Raw genomic sequence first — 17,728 nt, forward strand, 5'->3', positions numbered from 1 at the left:
CTCGAAGCGGCGGAACGCGGTGTGCTGGGTGGCGTGACAGCTCTCCCCTCTCCGCCGGCCCGAGCGCGGGCCGGGCGCGCACTCGCGACGCTCCTGCTCGTGCTGACCGTGTTCGGCCCGATCTCGATGGACCTCTACCTGCCGGCGCTCCCTGCGCTCACGGCCGAGCTCGGTGCTGCGACCTCGCTGGCTCAACTGACGGTGACCGCCTGCCTCGTCGGCCTCGCCGTGGGGCAGCTCATCGCCGGGCCGCTTTCCGACCGGTTCGGGCGGCGCGGGCCGGCGCTCATCGGGGTGGCCGCGTACGTGATCGTCTCGGCGCTGTGCGGCGCGAGCCCGACCGTGGAAGTGCTCATCGCGGCCCGATTGGTGCAGGGGATCGCCGGCGGTGTCGGCATCGTGATCGCCCAAGCCGCGGGACGCGACGTCTACGAGGGCGGCGGGCTCATCCGCTTCTACGGCCGGCTCACGGTCATCGGGGGCCTGGCGGCGATCATCGGCCCGCTGCTCGGCGGAGCGCTCACCGCGGTGTTGGATTGGCGTGGACTGTTCCTGGTGCTCGCGGCGATCGGCGTGGTCATCCTCGGCTGGGTCGCCGTCGGCCTCCCCGAGACGCTGGCCCCGGATGCGCGCACCGGCGCGGGGGTCGCCGTTATCCGTCGCGACATCCGGCTGCTCCTCTCCGACCGGCGCTTCGTCGGGGCGGTGGTCGCGCAGGGCTTCGTCTATGCGGCGCTGTTCGCCTACCTGAGCGGCGCGACGTACGTGCTCCAGGGCGTCTACGGTCTGTCACCACAGGGGTACGCGCTCGCGTTCGGGCTCAACTCGACCGGCTTCATGGTCTTCGGCTACCTCGCCGGCCGCTTCAGCGCGACCTGGAGCGTGCCGGGTGCTCTGGCCGTCGGCCTCGCCGTCGCCGGAGTCGGCGCAGTCGGGCTGCTCGTCGCCGGAGTGGTGCACGTGCCGCTGGCCGTGGTGATCGCGTCGCTGTTCCTGCTGGCCGCCGGAACGGCGATCACCAGCCCGCCCTCGACCACGCTGGCGCTGGCGGACTACCCGAGCATCGCGGGCACGGCGTCCTCGCTGCTCGGCGCCGCACGGTTCGCGTTCGGCGGCATCGCGGCTCCGCTGGTCGGCATCGCCGGCGCGTTCAGCATCCTCCCTTTGGGCGTGGTCACCACGGTCGCGGTCGCCGCGGCCGCCGTCACCGCACTCGCCCTCCTCCGACCCACGGCCAGGGCCGGAGTCCATGCCAGCACCACCCACCTCGTAACGGAAGGAACCCCCACATGCGTGGAGTAGTCATGTACGGCCCGCGGGACGTCCGCGTCGAAGAGCGCGCCGACCCGACCATCCTTGAGTCCACGGACGCGGTGATCCGCGTGGCCGCCGCCTGCATCTGCGGCTCCGATCTCTGGCCCTACCGAGGGACGGACGCCGTCTCCGAGCCGACCCCGATGGGACACGAGTACGTCGGGGTCGTGGAGGAGATCGGTGACGACGTGCGCAACGTCGCGGTCGGCGACTTCGTCGTCGGCTCGTTCTTCGCCTCCGACAACACGTGCGAGATCTGCCGGGCCGGTTACCAGTCGCGCTGCGTGCACGCGTTCCCGATGGGAGCGCCGGGCACGCAGGCCGAGAAGCTGCGCGTCCCGCTGGCCGACGGCACCCTCGTCGTCGTTCCCGGCACCCCGACCACTCGGCAGGTGCGCAGCCTCCTGGCCGCCTCCGACGTGCTCGGCACCGGCTGGTTCGCCGCCGTCGCCGCCGAAGCCGGTCCCGGCAAGACGGTCGCCGTGGTCGGCGATGGCGCGGTCGGCCTGCTCGGCATCCTCGCCGCGAAGCAACGGGGCGCCGAGCGGATCATCGCCATGAGCCGCCACGCCGACCGTCAGGCGCTCGCCCGTCGGTTCGGGGCGACCGACGTCGTCGAGGAGCGCGGGGACGCCGGTGTCGCCGCGATCAAGGCACTCACCGGCGGCCTCGGCGCACACTCCGTCATCGAGGCGGTCGGCACGCAGGAGTCGATGATGCAGGCGATCCGCGCGACGCGTCCCGGAGGCCATGTCGGCTACGTCGGCGTCTCTCACGGTGTCGAGCTGCCGGGCGAGGAGCTGTTCTTCTCCGGTGTGCATCTGCACGGTGGGCCGGCTCCCGTACGCCGGTTCCTGCCGGAGCTGATTGCGTCGATCATGCGTGACGAGCTCGACGCCGGCGCGGTGTTCGACCTCACCCTTCCCCTGTCGGAGGCGGCGGAAGGCTACCGGGCGATGGACGAACGCCGGGCCATCAAAGTGCTGCTGGAGACGGAGAACGTATGAACATCGAACCCGCGGCACCGACCGTGAAGAACCCGCCGGAGCAGTTCGCCGGCGACGTCTGGGTCGACCCCATCGCCAGCCCGCACGACGGCGATCAGCGGATGACCGTCGCGCTCGTCCGGTTCGCGCCCGGCGCCCGCACCGTCTGGCACAGCCACGCGCGCGGCCAGTACCTGCGGGTCACGGCGGGCGTCGCCCGGTTCGGCGACCGCCAGGGCAACATCATCGAGGTGCATCCCGGCCAGACGCTCTACACGCCGCCCGGCCAGGACCACTGGCACGCGGCAGCACCGGACTGCTTCATGGAGCACCTCGCGATGCTGGAATCGGCCGATGACCCGGCCGAGACCACCACCTGGAAAGAGCACATCACCGACGACGAGTACGAAGGGCACCACGCATGACGAATGCGACGGGGAACGGCTGGACCGGAGGGCAGCGCACGTTCGGCGACTTCGCGCCAGGACTCGTCCACTACACCGACGACGTGCTGTTCGACGAGGTCTGGGAACGGCCGGAGCTGTCCAAGCGCGACCGCAGCCTGATCACGGTGACCGCGCTGCTCGCCGGGGGCAACGTCGACCAGCTCCGCTTCCACCTCCCCTTCGCCGTGCAGAACGGCGTGACCCAGGAGGAACTGGTCGAGGCGATCACGCACCTCGCGTTCTACGCGGGGTGGCCGAAGGCGATGTCGGCCATGATGATCGCGAAGGAGCTGTTCGGGACCGAGGAGACGGTGCCGGCATGATGCCGTCTCCGCTGGGTGAGCGGTCCACGCCCGCCCCTCACTTCACAGAGAAGTCCAGCTTGTCGTCCGCCACCGCGATGACCGACCAGGTGCCGCCGTCGGAGTCGGTGAACTCGTAGGCAGGGACGATGAGGACGCCGCCGTCGGGCTGCCACTGGCTGGCGAGGCCCAGCCGGGCGCTGACGATGTGGACTCGGGTGACCGGCCAGGAGAGCGGTGTGCCGGCTGTCGGTGTCGCTGGCGGCTCGGTGGGCGGAGCGGCACTGGGGGGTGCCGTGTCGAACGCCGCCCCCGAGCCCGCGACGGAGCCGGCGCCCTGTGCGCGGAGCGCGATCGGCATTCCCGACCGCTGTGCTCCGAAGCGCGGATCGGACAAGCGCTCGAACGCCTGCTGAGCACTGACGACGGGATAGTCGCCGACCGAGACGATCGGAGCGAGGAAGCCGGAGGCGCTGACGATCCCGTCCGCGGTCAGCTCGATCGACCAGGGCTGGTCGACGCGCTGCCCGTCGACGACGGGCCAGGCCTGGGCCTGCTGGGTGAGGGCGCCCTCCTGCGCGTTCGCCTCGTACTGGAACGTGTCGGCGTCGCGGCCGGCGTTCGCGATGAGGGCGCGGAGGGCGGCGGTCGCCGCGTCTGTCGAGGGGAGGGGGCGACTCGGCGTGCACGGTTCGGGTGTGACGCCGTCGTCGGTCTTCGAGCACGAGGCCATGAAGCTCGGGTCGTAGTACGAGAAGCTCAGCGTCCCGTCGAGGCCGACCGTGAGGGAGGGCGCCGTGCCGTCCTGCGGGCCGACCGTCCAGGAGCCGTCCTTCTGCGCGGGCGTCTGCCGGAGGCCGAGGGCGGTGGCGAGGACGCCCACCGTCCGGGCGTCGGAGGCGGAGCGCGGGTCGAACGCGTACGCCGCGGCGGTCCCTGTACTGGTCGAGAGGCCGGAGGCGGTGAAGCTGTTGCGACCGAAACCGTACCCGAACGCGCGGTCGGCCGCGCTCGAGCCTGCAACCGCCTTGCCGCCCTGGGCTCCGATGCGCGGTGCGGTCTCGGCGCCGCCGGAGGACGTGCCGCCGTGCAGCGAGATCGGGGGAGCCGCGGCGACGATGGAGCCGCCGGAGTGCTGGCCGATCGCGATGCCGGCACCGCCGAAGATCGCGACGGTGGCGGCGACCGCGACCAGAGGGCGCCAGATCCGGCCGCGGCGGGCGCGCGCGGTGGCGAGGTCGGCGAGGGGTGCCTCCGTCGCGCCCGCGGCCTGCGGCTCGGTCGCCCGCGCGACGACGGTCTCGGCGAACCCGGCGCGGGGCTCCACCCCGGCCGCAGGATCGGCGGCCCGCAGCCGGGCCAGCGGGTCGAGCTCGTTGTCGTCGTCCATGTCGATCACCCTCCGTGGGAACGCTTCTTCACCGTCTATGTGCGACCGGCCACGGACCTTGCACGGGCCGCCGATCCGCCGCTCAGAATGTCTGCCGGTCGCCCCACGCGTCCCGCAGGCGCTTCCGCGCGCGGGAGAGGGCGCTGTCTGCGCCCGACCGCGAGACGCCGAGCACGGCGGCCAGCTCCTCGCCGTCGAGACCCTCCCACGCGTGCAGCAGGAGGATCCGCCTGTCGCGCTCGCCGACGCTGGCGAGCGCCCCGCGCAGTTCGGCGTCGAACAGGGCGCGCAGCTCGGGATCGTCTCCCACCCGGCCGGTGCCGGCCTCCGGGACCTCGTCCACCGGCAGGTCGACCGGCTTGCGGCGGTGATTGGCGAGCGTGAAGCCGGCCGTCCGGTACAACCAGGGCAGCACTGCTTCGTCGGGCACATCCGCGCGCCGTCGCCACGCGGTCGCGAAGACTTCGGCGGCGAGATCGTCGGCGTCCTGCCGTGGCCCGCGGCGGGCGAAGTACCGCACGAGCGCGGTCGCATGCTCCCGGACGACCGCGGTGAACCAGTCGGCGTCGTGGGCGGGGACGTGCTCGGTGCCGGCATCGGAGTCCACGTCGCCGGCGCCGATCGTCTCGACAGCGTCGATACTCTCGTCGGGCACGGCCACCCCCTGGGTCATCTCGGCGTCGGCGTCGGTTCTGGCGATCCTCACGTCCTGGTTGTGTCGAGTATGGCGGGGATCTTGCAGGTGGCAACGGATCCAGCGGCCTGCGTCGGGAGACCTACGCTTCGGATAGCCTCCAGGAGGGAGGGAGAGCGGATGGGGGTCAGTGCCGGCACACGCCGCGGACTGTGCGTCGCACTGGCCGCACTCGTCGCTCTCGCCGTCCTCGTCGCGACCAGCGGCTGCAGCGCACACGACGGTGCGCCCGGTACGCGGTCCGCGGCGGCCGGAGTCCGAATGCCGCCGGCCGGCGCGGGCTTCGACTACCAACTCGGTGGCGCGTACGATCCGCCGGCCCACGTCTCGGTCGTCGAACGCGACTCGACGGATCGACCGGCCGGCCTCGGCTACGACATCTGCTACGTCAACGGTTTCCAGACCCAGCCGGGCGCGTCTCAGGAGTTCGTCCGGGACCATCCCGACCTGCTGCTGCGGGTCAGAGGGGAGTTCATCGCCGACCCGAACTGGCCGGACGAATACCTGCTCGACTCGTCCACGGAGGCCAAGCGGGCCGCGATCGCCGCCCTCATCGAGCCGACGATCCGCGCGTGCAAGGCGCGCGGCTACGCCGCCGTCGAGATCGACAACCTGGATTCGTTCACGCGGTCGCACGGGGCGATGACGCTCGACGACAATGTCGCGCTGGCGTCTTCCTACGTGCGGATCGCGCATCGACTCGGCCTGGCCATCGCGCAGAAGAACACCGCCGAGCAGTCGAAGCGGCTCGCCGCCGCAGGCTTCGACTTCGCCGTCGCGGAATCGTGCGTCGCCTACGACGAGTGCGACGAGTACGCCGCAACGTACCCGGTGGTCCTCGATGTGGAGCACTCCGATGACATCGACGCGTCCGAGTTCGACGCCGGCTGCCACCGGGTGGCTGAACACGTCACGGTCATCCTGCGCGACCACGATCTGGTGACGCCGTCGCATCAGGGTTACGTCTATCGGGCCTGCGACGCCCCCGCATCCGGTGTGCGCTCCAACACCGTGGAGACCGCGAGGCGCCCGGCCGCGCGCGCCAGCTCGTCGGCGTCCGGTGCGCGGTCGGCCAGAACCGCGCGGTCGGTGAGCAGCGTGATGCCGCCGACGAGGAAGGCGGCGGTCACCGCGGGCTCATCGACGTCGAGCGTGCTGAGGAGCGCTTCGAGATCATCGATGAGAGCGTTGTCTGCGACGCTTTCACGGGTGGCGGCGGCCCCGCTGTAGAAGAGCATGTCGTGGACGTCGAGCTCGTCGAGGTAGGCGTGCACAAGCTCCCTGCACCAGGATTCGACGGCGTCGTGGCGCGCGGCGCTCGTGGCCGCGGCGCGCGTCCGCTCGACGATGCGCGCGTTGAACTCCGCCTCGATCGCCTGGACGATGTGCTCCTTCGTGGGGAAGTAGAGGAAGACCGTGCCTTTGGCCACGCCGGCGCGTTTCGCGATCGCCTCGATGCTCGTGCGCGCCACGCCCGCGTCGATGAACAGCGACCGGGCGGCGTCCAGCACCGCCGCCTGTCGTTGCTGCGGCGCGCGCCGCCCGAGGGTCGGTGCGTCCTCGGTCATGCCGCAATCCTCCCGTGGCGGGAGGCCCAGCTCGCGAAGCGTTCCATGTAGCGGGTCAGCAGCTCCGTCACGGCGGGGTCGGCGAGCGTTCCCGCCTCGTCGAAGAGGCCGAAGCTGCCGCCGAGATACAGCTCGGGCTGCTGCATCGTCGGCATGTCCAGGAACACCAGCGATTGCCGAAGGTGGTGGTTGGCCCCGAACGCGCCCATCCGGCCGGGCGACGCGGAGACGATCGCGGCCGGCAGCCCGTCGAAGGCGTTCTGGTCGTGCGGCGCGGAGCCGACGTCGATCGCGTTCTTGAGCGGCGCCGGCACGGAGCGGTTGTACTCGGGCGTGACGAACAGGATCGCGTCGGACGCGCGGAGGTCACTGCGGAATCGCGCCCACTCGGCCGGCGGTTCGGCGGCGACCTCGATGTCCAGATCCTCGTTGTAGAGCGGAAGATCGCCGATCTCGATGAAGCGCGGGCGGAACGCCGCGGGCGCGAGCGCGACGAGTTCGTTCGCCAGCCGTCGCGTCACGGAATCGGCGCGCAGGCTGCCGACGATCACGCCGAGTGCGAGCGCGCGCTGATGGGGGGTCGCTGAAGTCATGGCACGATCGTACCACTGACTGACCGCTGGTCAGTAGAGCAGTGAGCGCCACCTTGTCACAGGTCGTCGCCGCCGAAGAACGCTGTGAGCGCCGGGACGGTGTCCTCCGTCGTCGAGAAGTTCGCCAGCGCCAGCACTGCGAAGCAGAAGGCGAGAGCGGGGATCGTGACGGCGACGCCGGCGAGCACGGCGCGGGCTCTCCGCTGGTCGCGTGGTCGGCGGGAGCGGATGAGGAGCAGGGCGATGCTCGTCCCGATGATCGCGATCCCGGTGACGGTCGCTGCGACGGCGAGCACGGCGTGGTAGTCCCGGAAGTCGTCGACGAGCGCCGTGAGCGGCGCGTTCAGCGCGCCGGTCCGGAGCGCTTCGCCGATCTGGGCGAGGCTCTGCGCGACGGCGGGATCCGACCCGCCGTGGTCCAGGAAGCTCAGCACGGACGACAGCGGGGCGACGGCGCCCTGGATGTTCGCCAGCAGGATCAGGAGGACCACCGGCGCGAGAGGCGCCCCCAGCACTCCCAGGGTGGCGTACGCGGCGCGGGCTCCCGGGCGCTCGCTCCTCGCGAACAACTGCCAGAGGCGTACGCCGAGAAGCACCAGGAGCGCGAGCAGCACCGCGGCGGCGACCGCCTTGGTGATGTGGAACACCTGCCAGTAGGCGACGACGTGGGACAGGTCGGCGCCGAGTCCGGAAGCGCCGCTGTTCCAGTAGCCGACGAACGCAGCATTCAGTTGCGCGGAAAGGGTGGTGGAGTTCACCCCCGAGCCTTGCGACCAGACGTCGGCGACCCGCCATGGAAGTAGCGTGACACCGGCGACGGCGGCGACGGCAGCTGCCGAGAGCAGCAGGGCTGATCGCAGTCTTCCGCTCAGCGGCGGACGGTGCGGTGCGACGATCGTTGACACGGAAAGAACCCCCAGACGACGGAACGCCCGGCACACGCCGGGGTGCTCCCAGTCCAGCGGACACCGGCCGCGGAAACGTCAGCCGAACGGATGGCCGTCGTCGTTCGGGCGAGGGATTCCTCTAGGCCGGGGGCCGTCGCCGCCACGGCGCCTCACGACGGCTCGGCGTCCGCCGTCAGAATCCGGAGCGCGTCGAGCAGCAGTGCGCGTCGGTCCTCGTCGAGCGGCGCGAAGAGCTCGTCCAGCACCCCGGACGCCACGTCGTAGCCCTCCTGGAGGGCGGTCCGTCCCGCATCGGTCAGCGCGTGCTCGATGCGACGGCCCCGGCCCGCCGACCGGGTGATGAGGCCGCGGGCGAGGAGGCGGTTCGCCAGGGTGCCGAATGACTGGTCGCTCTGGAAGGTCGCGACGGCGAGGTCGTGCCCGGAGGCGTGGGGCATCCGCTCGATGGCGCGCAGCGCGTCCCACTGCACGAGGCTGATGCCGATGTCGTGCAGCGCGGCGTCCATCGTGCGGTGATTGCGGTACTGCGCGCGCTTGATCGTCTGGCCGAGCACTTCCAGGTTCGTCGTCACGGTGCTATCTTATCAACAGCATTAAATAAACATGTTGATTTAGGAGCTGATCATGACTCTTCTCGAAGACGTCCCCGTCCTCCAGGCCGGCGACCCCGCAACGCGGACGGCGCTCGTGCTGCACGGCGGCGGAGGGCCGCAGACGGTCGCCCCGATCGTCGGGCACCTCGGCGCGACCATGCACGCCGTGGCGCCGACCCACCCCGGATGGGACGGGACCCCGCTCCCCGGCTCGATCGCCTCGGTGGCAGACCTCGCGGCGCACTACCTCGACCTCCTGTCCTCGAGCGGGGAGCGGAACGTCGCACTGATCGGCTCCTCGATCGGCGGCTGGATCGCGCTCGAGATGGCGGTGCAGGCGGCTGCCGATGAGCGCTACGCCGGAGTGATCGGCGCGGTGGTCGACATCGACGGCGTCGGTGCGGTCATCGAGGGCGAGCCCGTCGCGGACTTCTTCGCCCTCGACGCCCGCGGCCTCGCGGAGGCGGCCTGGCACGACCCCGACAAGGGCTACCGGGACCCCGCTTCGCTGACCGATGCGCAGCGTGCGATCCAGGAGGCGAACGGTCGCACCATGGCGGTCATCGCCGGTGCCGGGATGGGCGACCCCGGCCTGCTCGGTCGGCTCGGCGCCGTTCGGGTTCCGACGCTGATGGTGTGGGGTGCGAGCGATCGGATCGTCACACCGGCGTACGGGCGGGCTGTCGCTCGGGCCATTCCCGGCGCGCGGTTCGTGGAGATCCCCGAGGCCGGGCACCTTCCGCAGTTGGAGGCGCCGGACGCGACCTGGGCGGCGATCGACCCGTTCCTCGCGCGGGGCTGAGGCGGCGACAACAACGGGTCCGCTGCGGCGGCCGAAACGTTACGAGCGTAGACGCCTCAGCTAGCGTCGACATGAAGGCGATGTGCGCCGCAGGTCAGACACCGGAACAGGTAGCCCGCGAGATCTCCCCCCTCACTCAGACGGGTTCGCAGTAGAGACGCTTCCCAGCCCAGGCCTCCATCGACGTCGGCGGCGAAGTCCGGCTCGTCCAGGTAATCGGTGAGACCCGACGCACCGATGTCTCCGATGAACGCACACGGCCGACCGCAGTGCGACCTCCACTGCTCCTGCTGCCACGAACTGTAAGACGGCGTGCGTGTGCTCACTTCCATCGCTTCATCGAGGTCGACATCAGCGGGAACCCGAGGATCAGGGGAGACGCCGTCAATTCCTGTGTAGTCCGAGAACTCGCCGTCGAACACACGCGCCGCTGTTCCATCAGCCACGCACCACGGGCAGATGTAGTCGACCTCATCGACCGAGTAGAACGAGCCTGTGTATCGCAACGTTCGGCCCTTCCCGCAGGCCTCACATGTCCCGGCGGCACTCTCGAAGGCCCCCAAGTCGTACGCGTTGGGGTGGAACCGAAATCCCGGAGGCGTTTCAGACGTGGTCGATGTCGACAGCATGCTGCAATCGTGACATCACGCAAGCCAGCAATCCCACAATGGGACAGGGAGGCCCATCGAAGGAAGGCACAACCAGACAGTGCGGCAACAAGCGCTAGTCGGCTGACCGGCTCAGCACCGCGACCAACGCCTCCGCGTCGGCCTCCCACCCGGGCCGCCCGACCGACGCGCTGATCCCGTGCAGCGCCATCAGTACGGCGCCGGCCGTCAGCTCGGCAGGGACACCGCCGTCGTTCACCGCGGCCGCGACCAGCTCGGCCACGGCCGCTTCGAGGGCGAGCGCGCCCTCCGCCTGCACCTCCGGCCGGTGCCGCAGGAGGGTGGCGAGCGTGGCAGCCAGCCCGGCCTCGGTCGCCAAGAGGTGAACGTAGCCGGTCAGGAAGGTCGCCAGGGCCTGCGCGGGCGGCTCGGTGTCGAGCGCGTGCCGTGCGCGGTCGCGCAGGGCGGCGACCTCCCCGCGGTAGACCGCCTCGGCCAGGGCCTCGCGCGTGGGGAAGTGCCGGTACAGCGTCCCCGTCCCCACTCCCGCGAGGGGGGCGAAGTCGTCGAAGCGGCGGTCGAACTCGCCGCGGTCGAACGCGGCGCGGGCGGCGGCGATGATCGCGTCGCGGTTGCGGGCGGCATCCGCTCGAATCGGCCGGGAGGCGGTCACGTCGGTCCCTTCGTTGACAAATGGAGATGATCTCCATATGGTCTAGGTGGAGATGATCTCCACTTCGGAGTATAGGCGACGTGAGGTGCAGCGTGCGGGTCTTGATGTTCGGTCGCGGTGTCATCGCCACGATCTACGGCTGGGCCCTCGAGCAGGCGGGTCACGAGGTGCGCTTCCTGGTGCGTCCCGGCAGGGCAGCCGAGTACGGCGACCGGGTGGAGCTCGACCTCCTCGATGCGCGCAGGCGCCCGTGGGGCGAGCGGATCAGGCAGACCTGGTCGACGAGCCTGATCGAGCACCTCGACGCGGACCACGACTTCGACGTGATCGTGGTCAGCGTCGGCCACCACCACCTGTCCGCGGCGGCGGAGTTCCTCGCGCCGCGCATCGGCGCGGCGACGGTGCTGGTCTTCGGCAATGTGTGGGACGAGCCGGCCGACGCCGTCGCGCCGCTGCCGCTGGACCGGCTCGCGTGGGGGTTCCCGCAGGCCGGGGGAGGCTTCGACGGCGACGGGGTCCTGCACGCAGCGGTGATGCGCAGGGTTCTGTTCGGCACGCTCGACGGTGAGCCGACGAGCCGTGAGTCGCAGGTTCGGCAGCTGTTCGCCGACGCCGGGCTGACGGTCTCCGAGCAGCCCGACCTGCGGGGGTGGCTGCTGATCCACTTCGCCGCAGACGCGGGCGTGCACTCGCAGGGCGTCCAGCTCGGCTCGCTCTCCCACCTCCTCGGCCGGCCGGCGAGCTTTCGCGAGGCCCTGCTGACGAGCCGGGAGCTACTGCCCGTGCTGGAGGCGCGCGGGGTCGACCTCCGGCGACACCGGAGCAGCACCGCCCTGTTCCACGCGCCGGCCGGGCTCGCGGGGCACGTTCTGTCGCTGGTGACGGCGCGAGTCCCGCTCGCCAACGTGAGCCTGGCGGCGCACACCGACCCGCGAGCAGAGGAGCCGCGTCGCGTGGTGGAGGACATGCTGGCAGAGGCCCGGCGTCAGGGCGTGCCGACGCCGCGACTCGATCGGGCGGCGGCGGCGCTGAGGCGATGATGGTCGACGTGGTGGACGGCGGCTACAGCGACCACCTCGTCCGGTATCGCGGCTCCGAGTAGCGGGGCGGGCCGCTACGCCCGCGCCAGCCGCCGCTGTGCGGCCGGCAGCACGATCCCTGCCGCGTCGACGGCGGCGAGGACCTCGTCCAGCACGGCCGTGCGTGGCGTCGAATGGTCGCCGGCCCACCAGCGCTCCGCGACGATCTCGAAGATCGTGATGGCGGTCCGCGCCGTCAGCTGCACGTGCAGGTCGTCCTCTGGCAGGCCCATCCGGCGGCCGAGCTCAGCCTCCAGTTCGGCCCGCGACTGCATGAAGACGTCCCAGAGCCGCGCGCGCGGCACGGGGGAGATGTCGATGATGTGCCGGAGGGCCGAGAAGCGCGGCTCGTCGTGGACGGAGTCCAGAGCCGCCTTCAGAGTCGCGGCGAGCACCTGCGGGATGGGCTCGTCGTCCGGGCGGGCACGCAGCACGGCGCCGAGCTGCAGGGTCTCCGTGAGTCGGCCGAGGATGAGCAGGTCTTTGCTGGGGAAGTAGCGGTACAGCGTCGACGGCGCGATCTCGGCGCGTTCGGCGATCTGCTCCATCGTCGTCTCGTCGTAGCCCTGGGCGAGGAAGAGCTCCGCGGCGACGTCGAGGATCTGGTCCCGCGTCCGGGCGGCCTTGGTCTCCCTCAATCCCATGGGACTCAGGATACTCCCCGATTTCGTAGTTGACACGAATCGAGTGTGACTACAGAATGAGAGCCACTCCGATTTTGGAGTCACGGTCACACCGGTCCGAACACCTTCGGAGCCCGAACACCCCAAGCGCCCGAACACCCCAAAGCCCGTACACACAGAGGAGTGTGGAATGTCCCGATCGGACGACATCGACGTCGCCTTCGAAACCCCCGGCCGCGCGGCAACGCCGCTTCCGCGTCTCGTCGGGGTGATCCTCACCTCGAACATGGGCGCTCTGATCGCCCTGCTCACGCCCCTGCAACTGCTGCTCACGCTGCACCTGACGAGGATCGCCGGGCCGGGTGCCGCCGCGGCGTTCGGGATCGTGACGGGCTTCGGCGCGCTGTTCGCCCTCGTCGCCAACCCGCTCGCCGGCCGCATCAGCGACCGCACCGCAGCCCGGTTCGGCCGCAGGCGCACGTGGATCCTCACCGGCGGCGTCTCCGGCTCCCTCGCCGTCTTCGCCCTCGCGTTCACGACGGAGGTGTGGCAGGTCGCCCTCGTCTGGTGCCTGACGCAGACGCTGTTCAACTTCCAGCAGGCGGCCACCAGCGCGCTCCTCGCCGACCAGGTGCCGCCGCTGCGTCGGGGGACCGTCTCCGGTTTCGTCGGCTTCGCCGCGGCGGCCGGCCCGCTGATCGGGCTCACGGCCGTGAGTGCCATCGCGGCGCCGGTGGCGCAGTGGGCCGCCGTGGCGGTGATCTCGCTCGTCCTCGCGATCGTCGCCGTGCTGCTGCTGCGCGACCCGCAGCACACGCGGGAGCCCGGACAGTCCGGGCTGAACGTCGTCGAGCTGGCGAAGTCGTTCTGGCTGAACCCCTGGCGGCACCCGGCGTTCGGCTGGGCGTGGGCCGTCCGCTTCCTCATCACCTGCGCCTACGCGAGCGGCACCTACAACGCGTTCTTCCTCATCCAGCGGTTCGGAGTGGCGGAGGCCGACGTCGCCGGCATCGTGCTCGGGCTGTCGCTGCTCTCGGTCGCGCTCCTCGCGGTCACGAGCGTGATCGCCGGACTTGTCTCAGACCGCCTGCGCCGCCAGAAGCCGTTCGTGGTCGCGGCCGGACTGCTCGCGGCGGCCGGACTGGCGGCCATGGCGTTCGCGCCGAGCATCGGCTTCGTCTTCCTCGCCACGGCTGCGATCGGTGTCGGCACCGGCCTCTTCTTCTCGATCGACAGCGCGATGTGCGTCCGCGTGCTGCCGAGCAGTGAGAACGCCGGCAAGGACTTCGCGATCATCAACATGGCCAACACGCTTCCGCAGTCGTTCGTGCCGTTCATCGCCCCCTTCCTGCTCGGCCTCGGCGGCTACACCGCGCTCTACCTCGTGCTTGCCGTGCTCGGCGTCGTCGGCGCCGCGTTCGTCCTGCGCCTGCCGGAGCTCGGCCGGGAGGGCGACCCGCGCTGGGCGGTCATCACGCGCGGCGAGGTGCGCGCACCTGCCGCCGTGGAACCCACCGCCGTCTGACCTGACGGCCGAACCATCCGCCGACCCCGTCGATCCACCAACACCCGTCGATCCACCAACACCCGTCCGTCCATCAGTACCCATCCATCAGCACCGCCGAGGAGCACCATCGAATGAACACCCTGTCCGTCTCCAGCTACAGCGTGCGCGAGCAGCTCGGACCCGTCGACTTCACCTTCGTCGACCCGTCGTCCGGCCGTGACGTGCACATCTCGTTCCCGTTCACCAAGGATCTCGACCTGTCGGAGTTCCCCGCCCGGGCGAAAAGCGCGTTCGGCGTCGACGCGATCGAGACCGTCGCGTTCCAGTTCGCCGGCCTGGACGATCCCGAGCTGGACCGGTTCGCGGCGGCCCTTCGGGACACCGGCGTGACGCTGCTCAACGTCGCGATCGACGCGGGCGACCTCCTCGAGCCCGACCCCGCCAAGCGCGGCGCCGACATCGCCGAGTTGCAGCGCTGGATCGACCGCTTCGCGGCCATGGGATCGCGCTTCGTGCGGGTGAACCCGGGTTCACCGCTGGCCCAGCACCACGGCGACGACCTCCCCGACTACCTCGTCGAGGCTCTGCGCGAACTCGGTGCGTACGCGAGCGACCGCGGTGCGCGACTGCTCGTGGAGAACCACGGCGGCCCGAGCAGCGACCCCGTGTGGATGACGCGGCTGCTCGACGCGGTCGGTCGGGACCACCTCGGGCTGTTGCTGGATCTCGGCAACTTCGACGCGCTGTTGATGCCGGCCATGGCGCTGTTCTTCGGAGGCCAGGACGGCGAGCGGGTCGATCCCGAACAGCTCTTCGCCTCCGTCGACCTGACCTCCCTCTACGCCGGCATCGAGGCGCTCGCTCCGCGCGCGGAGCTCGTGCACGTGAAGGTCCACACGGTCGGCGCGGACGGAGCGGTGGGACCGGTGGACTTGGCGCGCGCGCTCGGCATCCTCACCGCAGTGGGCTACGACGGCCCGCTGACCGTCGAGTACGAGGGCACGGGAGGCGACCCGTGGGCCAAGAGCGCCCGCGTCCTCGAGGTGGCGGCGTCCGCGGTCGAGGAGGTCGCCCGATGAGCACCGCCGAGGCGATCGAGACCGTCGACGTCCTGATCGTCGGCTCCGGCCCGGCCGGCTCCACGTACGCGCGCACGATCGGCGACGCCCTCCCCGACGCGCGCATCCTGATGGTCGAGGTCGGCCCCGCCGTGCCCGGCGTGCGCGGCGACCACACCCAGAACATGACGGAGGAGGACCGCCTCGCCGTCCAGCTGCTCACCCAAGGCCCCGACGCGGGCGTCGAACGGGCGGCGGCGCTGTCCGACATCGCCCCCGGTATCGATCCGAGCCTGGAGTTCCGGCAGACCATCCTGCCAGGACTGTTCTTCGTCGACCCGCGGCCCGTACTGGCCGACGGCGACGTCGGCCTGCCCGCGGCCAGCATGTCGAGCGGCGTCGGCGGGATGGGCATCCACTGGGGCACCTCGTGCCCGCGTCCGCACCAGTCCGAGCGCATCCCCTTTCTCCCTGCCGAGGAGCTGGATGCGGCCCTCAGCCACGCGGAAGGCCTCCTCGGCGTGCACACCCCGCCGAACGGGGGCAGCGGACTGCTCCGGGCGCTGCGCGACGCGATCGCCGACGAGTTCGACGGACCCGGCCTCACTCCGACGACGTACATGCCGACGGCGACACACTGGGACGGTGCGAGCCTGCGCTTCTCGGGAACCGGCGTGATCCTGGGCGACCTGGAGGCGACGGTCCCCGGTTTCGAGCTCCGCTCCGAGACGCTGGTGCGCCGTGTGCTGGTCGAGGACGGCGTCGCCGTCGGCGCCGAGCTGGAGGACCGCCCCACCGGGGCGCGCAGCACGGTCCGCGCCCGCTTCGTGGTGGTCTGCGCCGACGGGCTGCGTACGCCGCAGGTGCTGTTCGCGTCCGGCGTGCGCCCGCGCGCGCTCGGGCACCACCTCAACGAGCACTACCAGATGGCCACGATGCTCACCCTGAGCGACGAGTTCGACCCGGCCGCGTACGCCGTCGACGCCGGCTCGATCGGGTCGGTCATCGTCCCGTTCTCCGACGCGCGGCCGATGCAGGGCGGCGTGATCTCGCTGGCCGGCTCCGCGTACAAGCTGCCCGGGATGGACGAGGCGGCGACCGCGCGCCTCGGCGTGCTCGCCTGGTATGCGGCGAAGGACATCCAGTTCGGCGACGCCGTGGAGTTCAGCGAGACGGAGACGGACTTCTACGGCATGCCGAAGATGACCATCCACTACTCGCGCACCGAGAAGGACCTGGCGACGATCGAGCAGATGCGCCAGAACTCGCTGCGCAGTGCCGCCCGGATCGGCACCCCTCTGGAGCAGCCGGAGCTCGCTGCGGGAGGTTCGTCGCTGCACTACCAGGGCACGGTGCGGATGGGTGTCGCCGACGACGGCGACTCGGTGTGCGATCCGCTGCTGCGGGTGTGGGGCGTCGACAACCTCTATGTCGGGGGCAACGGGGTCATCCCGACCGCGACGGCGGCGAACCCGACGCTCACCACGGTGGCGCTCGCCTGGCGTGCGGCATCGCAGCTGGCGAGCGAGCTTGAGGAGCTGCGGGAGCGGGAGGGTCAGCTCGCGGAGGCCCCGGTCGGGGCCTGACCGTCGCGACGTGCGGAGGGCGGGGGAGCGGACGCGGCTTCCCCGCCCTCCTCGTCGTGCGAGGACGCCAGGGGATCGCCCGGCGCGGACGACGTGACGGAAGGCGTCAGAGCGACGACGCCTGCACGATCGAGAGCTGGCCGACGCGGGCCGAGACGATGCACTTGGCGAGGTAGGCGGGCGTGCCGTCGACGGCGGCCACCTGGGTGAGGATCAGTACGGGATCGCCGGGGTCGAGGTCGAGGAGCTTGCCGCGCGTCGCGCCGACGACGCCGGCGGTGATCTGGCAGACGCCCCCGCCGAACACCGGCCCGCACCGCTGCGTCAGGGCGGCGAGCAGCGTGGCCTGGTCCGTCGCGGCGTCTTGCAGGCTCGCGGAGAGCGCCGGGCTGATGTCGGAGAGGTAGCGGCCCGCTGGCAGGTGCTCCTGCACGATCGCGACGGGCTCGCCGTCGCGCTCCAGGATGCTCTCGCGGAACCAGGTGTTCGCCTCGGCGTCGAGAGCCAGGTGGGCGGACGTGAAGTCCGTGGACGACTGCATCACGAACTCGATGGGTCGCACGGTGACTACGCCGTCCTGGCCGGCGAGGGCCTGCTCGAACGGGCGCAGCTCCTCGAGCCCGACGCGCGGGATGTCCTCCGCCACGAACCGGCCGACGCCGCGGCGGGTGACGATCAGGCCGTCCTCCTCGAGCAGCATCAGCGCCTCGCGCACCACCGTCCGGCTGACGCCGAGCGCGGCGCCGAGCTCGGTCTCGCGCGGAAGCGCGGAACCCAACGGGAACACCTCGTCGCGGATGCCCTCGGCGATGCGCGAGTAGACCGCGACGCGCAACGGCTGGCCGACGGAGGTGGTGATCGGCCGTGCGAAGAAGTCGTCGGCGGAGGGCATCGGCGGGCTCCTTGTCGGTCGTCGGAGGGTCGACCAATTCAACCACGGAAAGGCTGAGTACACATGTCGTACCGAAGAGGTATAACATCGTACCGCAATCAGCCCG

The 17,728-nt window shown here is 71.1% G+C and carries 19 protein-coding genes and 1 pseudogene; 10 read left to right on the forward strand and 10 right to left on the reverse strand.

Annotation, left to right across the window (positions count from 1 at the left end; translation table 11 throughout):
* Positions 1–33: 33 nt before the first annotated feature.
* From JNB50_RS12380 to JNB50_RS12395, 4 genes are read left to right on the forward strand one after another with little or no spacing between them, the layout of a single operon-like run.
* Positions 34–1,302, forward strand: a complete 1,269-nt coding sequence (locus JNB50_RS12380; RefSeq protein WP_208040450.1) for a multidrug effflux MFS transporter — start codon at positions 34–36, stop codon at positions 1,300–1,302.
* Entirely contained in the window at positions 1,290–2,321 is a 1,032-nt protein-coding gene (locus JNB50_RS12385; RefSeq protein WP_208040451.1) for a zinc-dependent alcohol dehydrogenase family protein, read from the forward strand. The genes JNB50_RS12380 and JNB50_RS12385 overlap by 13 nt, the downstream gene beginning before the upstream one ends.
* On the forward strand, positions 2,318–2,725 hold the full coding sequence (locus JNB50_RS12390) for a cupin domain-containing protein (RefSeq protein ID WP_208040452.1): 408 nt from the start codon (positions 2,318–2,320) through the stop codon (positions 2,723–2,725). Before JNB50_RS12385 ends, JNB50_RS12390 begins: the two co-directional genes overlap by 4 nt.
* Positions 2,722–3,069, forward strand: coding sequence for a carboxymuconolactone decarboxylase family protein (locus tag JNB50_RS12395; RefSeq protein WP_208040453.1), 348 nt, complete (start codon positions 2,722–2,724; stop codon positions 3,067–3,069). Before JNB50_RS12390 ends, JNB50_RS12395 begins: the two co-directional genes overlap by 4 nt.
* 37 nt (positions 3,070–3,106) lie before the next feature.
* On the opposite strand, the gene JNB50_RS12400 is transcribed toward JNB50_RS12395, so the two are convergent.
* Both JNB50_RS12400 and JNB50_RS12405 read right to left on the reverse strand, forming a co-directional pair.
* Positions 3,107–4,438, reverse strand: a complete 1,332-nt coding sequence (locus JNB50_RS12400) for a hypothetical protein (RefSeq protein WP_208040454.1) — start codon at positions 4,436–4,438, stop codon at positions 3,107–3,109.
* Positions 4,439–4,520: 82 nt separating this feature from the next.
* Complete coding sequence (locus JNB50_RS12405; protein ID WP_307794704.1) at positions 4,521–5,144, reverse strand: sigma-70 family RNA polymerase sigma factor; 624 nt, start codon at positions 5,142–5,144, stop codon at positions 4,521–4,523.
* Between the two features lie 108 nt (positions 5,145–5,252).
* Between JNB50_RS12405 and JNB50_RS12410 the strand changes: the two genes are divergently transcribed.
* Entirely contained in the window at positions 5,253–6,362 is a 1,110-nt protein-coding gene (locus tag JNB50_RS12410; RefSeq protein ID WP_243768425.1) for an endo alpha-1,4 polygalactosaminidase, read from the forward strand.
* Positions 6,363–6,562: 200 nt separating this feature from the next.
* Here the strand turns inward: JNB50_RS12410 and JNB50_RS25910 are convergent.
* The 4 genes and pseudogenes from JNB50_RS25910 to JNB50_RS12430 all read right to left on the reverse strand — a co-directional run.
* A pseudogene (locus JNB50_RS25910) lies at positions 6,563–6,700 on the reverse strand (TetR family transcriptional regulator); the annotation flags it as partial.
* Complete coding sequence (locus JNB50_RS12420; RefSeq protein WP_208040455.1) at positions 6,697–7,293, reverse strand: NADPH-dependent FMN reductase; 597 nt, start codon at positions 7,291–7,293, stop codon at positions 6,697–6,699. The pseudogene JNB50_RS25910 and the gene JNB50_RS12420, both read right to left, overlap by 4 nt.
* Positions 7,294–7,349: 56 nt before the next feature.
* Positions 7,350–8,198 carry a hypothetical protein gene (locus JNB50_RS12425; RefSeq protein ID WP_208040456.1) on the reverse strand — a complete coding sequence of 283 codons (849 nt, stop codon included), beginning with the start codon at positions 8,196–8,198 and terminating at the stop codon, positions 7,350–7,352.
* Between the two features lie 152 nt (positions 8,199–8,350).
* The gene (locus JNB50_RS12430) at positions 8,351–8,773 is read right to left on the reverse strand and encodes a MarR family winged helix-turn-helix transcriptional regulator (RefSeq protein ID WP_208040457.1); all 423 of its coding nucleotides are present in this window, start codon (positions 8,771–8,773) and stop codon (positions 8,351–8,353) included.
* Positions 8,774–8,825: 52 nt separating this feature from the next.
* On the opposite strand from JNB50_RS12430, the gene JNB50_RS12435 reads away from it, so the two are divergent.
* Positions 8,826–9,596 carry an alpha/beta fold hydrolase gene (locus JNB50_RS12435; RefSeq protein ID WP_243768426.1) on the forward strand — a complete coding sequence of 257 codons (771 nt, stop codon included), beginning with the start codon at positions 8,826–8,828 and terminating at the stop codon, positions 9,594–9,596.
* A gap of 56 nt (positions 9,597–9,652) precedes the next feature.
* Here JNB50_RS12435 and JNB50_RS12440 read toward each other — a convergent pair whose 3' ends face one another.
* Positions 9,653–10,225: a CbrC family protein gene (locus JNB50_RS12440; protein WP_208040458.1), complete on the reverse strand. Its 573-nt coding sequence runs from the start codon at positions 10,223–10,225 to the stop codon at positions 9,653–9,655.
* 94 nt (positions 10,226–10,319) lie between these two features.
* Positions 10,320–10,877, reverse strand: a complete 558-nt coding sequence (locus JNB50_RS12445) for a TetR/AcrR family transcriptional regulator (protein ID WP_208040459.1) — start codon at positions 10,875–10,877, stop codon at positions 10,320–10,322.
* Positions 10,878–10,969: 92 nt separating this feature from the next.
* On the opposite strand from JNB50_RS12445, the gene JNB50_RS12450 reads away from it, so the two are divergent.
* Positions 10,970–11,917, forward strand: coding sequence for a ketopantoate reductase family protein (locus tag JNB50_RS12450; protein ID WP_208040460.1), 948 nt, complete (start codon positions 10,970–10,972; stop codon positions 11,915–11,917).
* A 74-nt stretch (positions 11,918–11,991) separates the two neighbouring features.
* Here the strand turns inward: JNB50_RS12450 and JNB50_RS12455 are convergent, their stop codons facing one another.
* Complete coding sequence (locus tag JNB50_RS12455; RefSeq protein WP_208040461.1) at positions 11,992–12,600, reverse strand: TetR/AcrR family transcriptional regulator; 609 nt, start codon at positions 12,598–12,600, stop codon at positions 11,992–11,994.
* 169 nt (positions 12,601–12,769) lie between these two features.
* On the opposite strand from JNB50_RS12455, the gene JNB50_RS12460 reads away from it, so the two are divergent.
* From JNB50_RS12460 to JNB50_RS12470, 3 genes are all read left to right on the forward strand, one after another.
* Positions 12,770–14,104 carry an MFS transporter gene (locus JNB50_RS12460; protein WP_208040462.1) on the forward strand — a complete coding sequence of 445 codons (1,335 nt, stop codon included), beginning with the start codon at positions 12,770–12,772 and terminating at the stop codon, positions 14,102–14,104.
* A gap of 113 nt (positions 14,105–14,217) precedes the next feature.
* Positions 14,218–15,165: a sugar phosphate isomerase/epimerase gene (locus JNB50_RS12465; protein ID WP_208040463.1), complete on the forward strand. Its 948-nt coding sequence runs from the start codon at positions 14,218–14,220 to the stop codon at positions 15,163–15,165.
* Positions 15,162–16,730 (forward strand): GMC oxidoreductase, encoded by a 1,569-nt coding sequence (locus JNB50_RS12470; protein WP_208040464.1) that lies wholly within the window; start codon positions 15,162–15,164, stop codon positions 16,728–16,730. Before JNB50_RS12465 ends, JNB50_RS12470 begins: the two co-directional genes overlap by 4 nt.
* A gap of 106 nt (positions 16,731–16,836) precedes the next feature.
* Here the strand turns inward: JNB50_RS12470 and JNB50_RS12475 are convergent, their stop codons facing one another.
* Entirely contained in the window at positions 16,837–17,622 is a 786-nt protein-coding gene (locus JNB50_RS12475) for a GntR family transcriptional regulator (RefSeq protein ID WP_208040465.1), read from the reverse strand.
* Positions 17,623–17,728: the final 106 nt, after the last annotated feature.

The organism is Leifsonia sp. TF02-11 (genome assembly GCF_017565305.1).
In the GTDB taxonomy this organism is placed as follows: Bacteria; Actinomycetota; Actinomycetes; order Actinomycetales; family Microbacteriaceae; genus Leifsonia.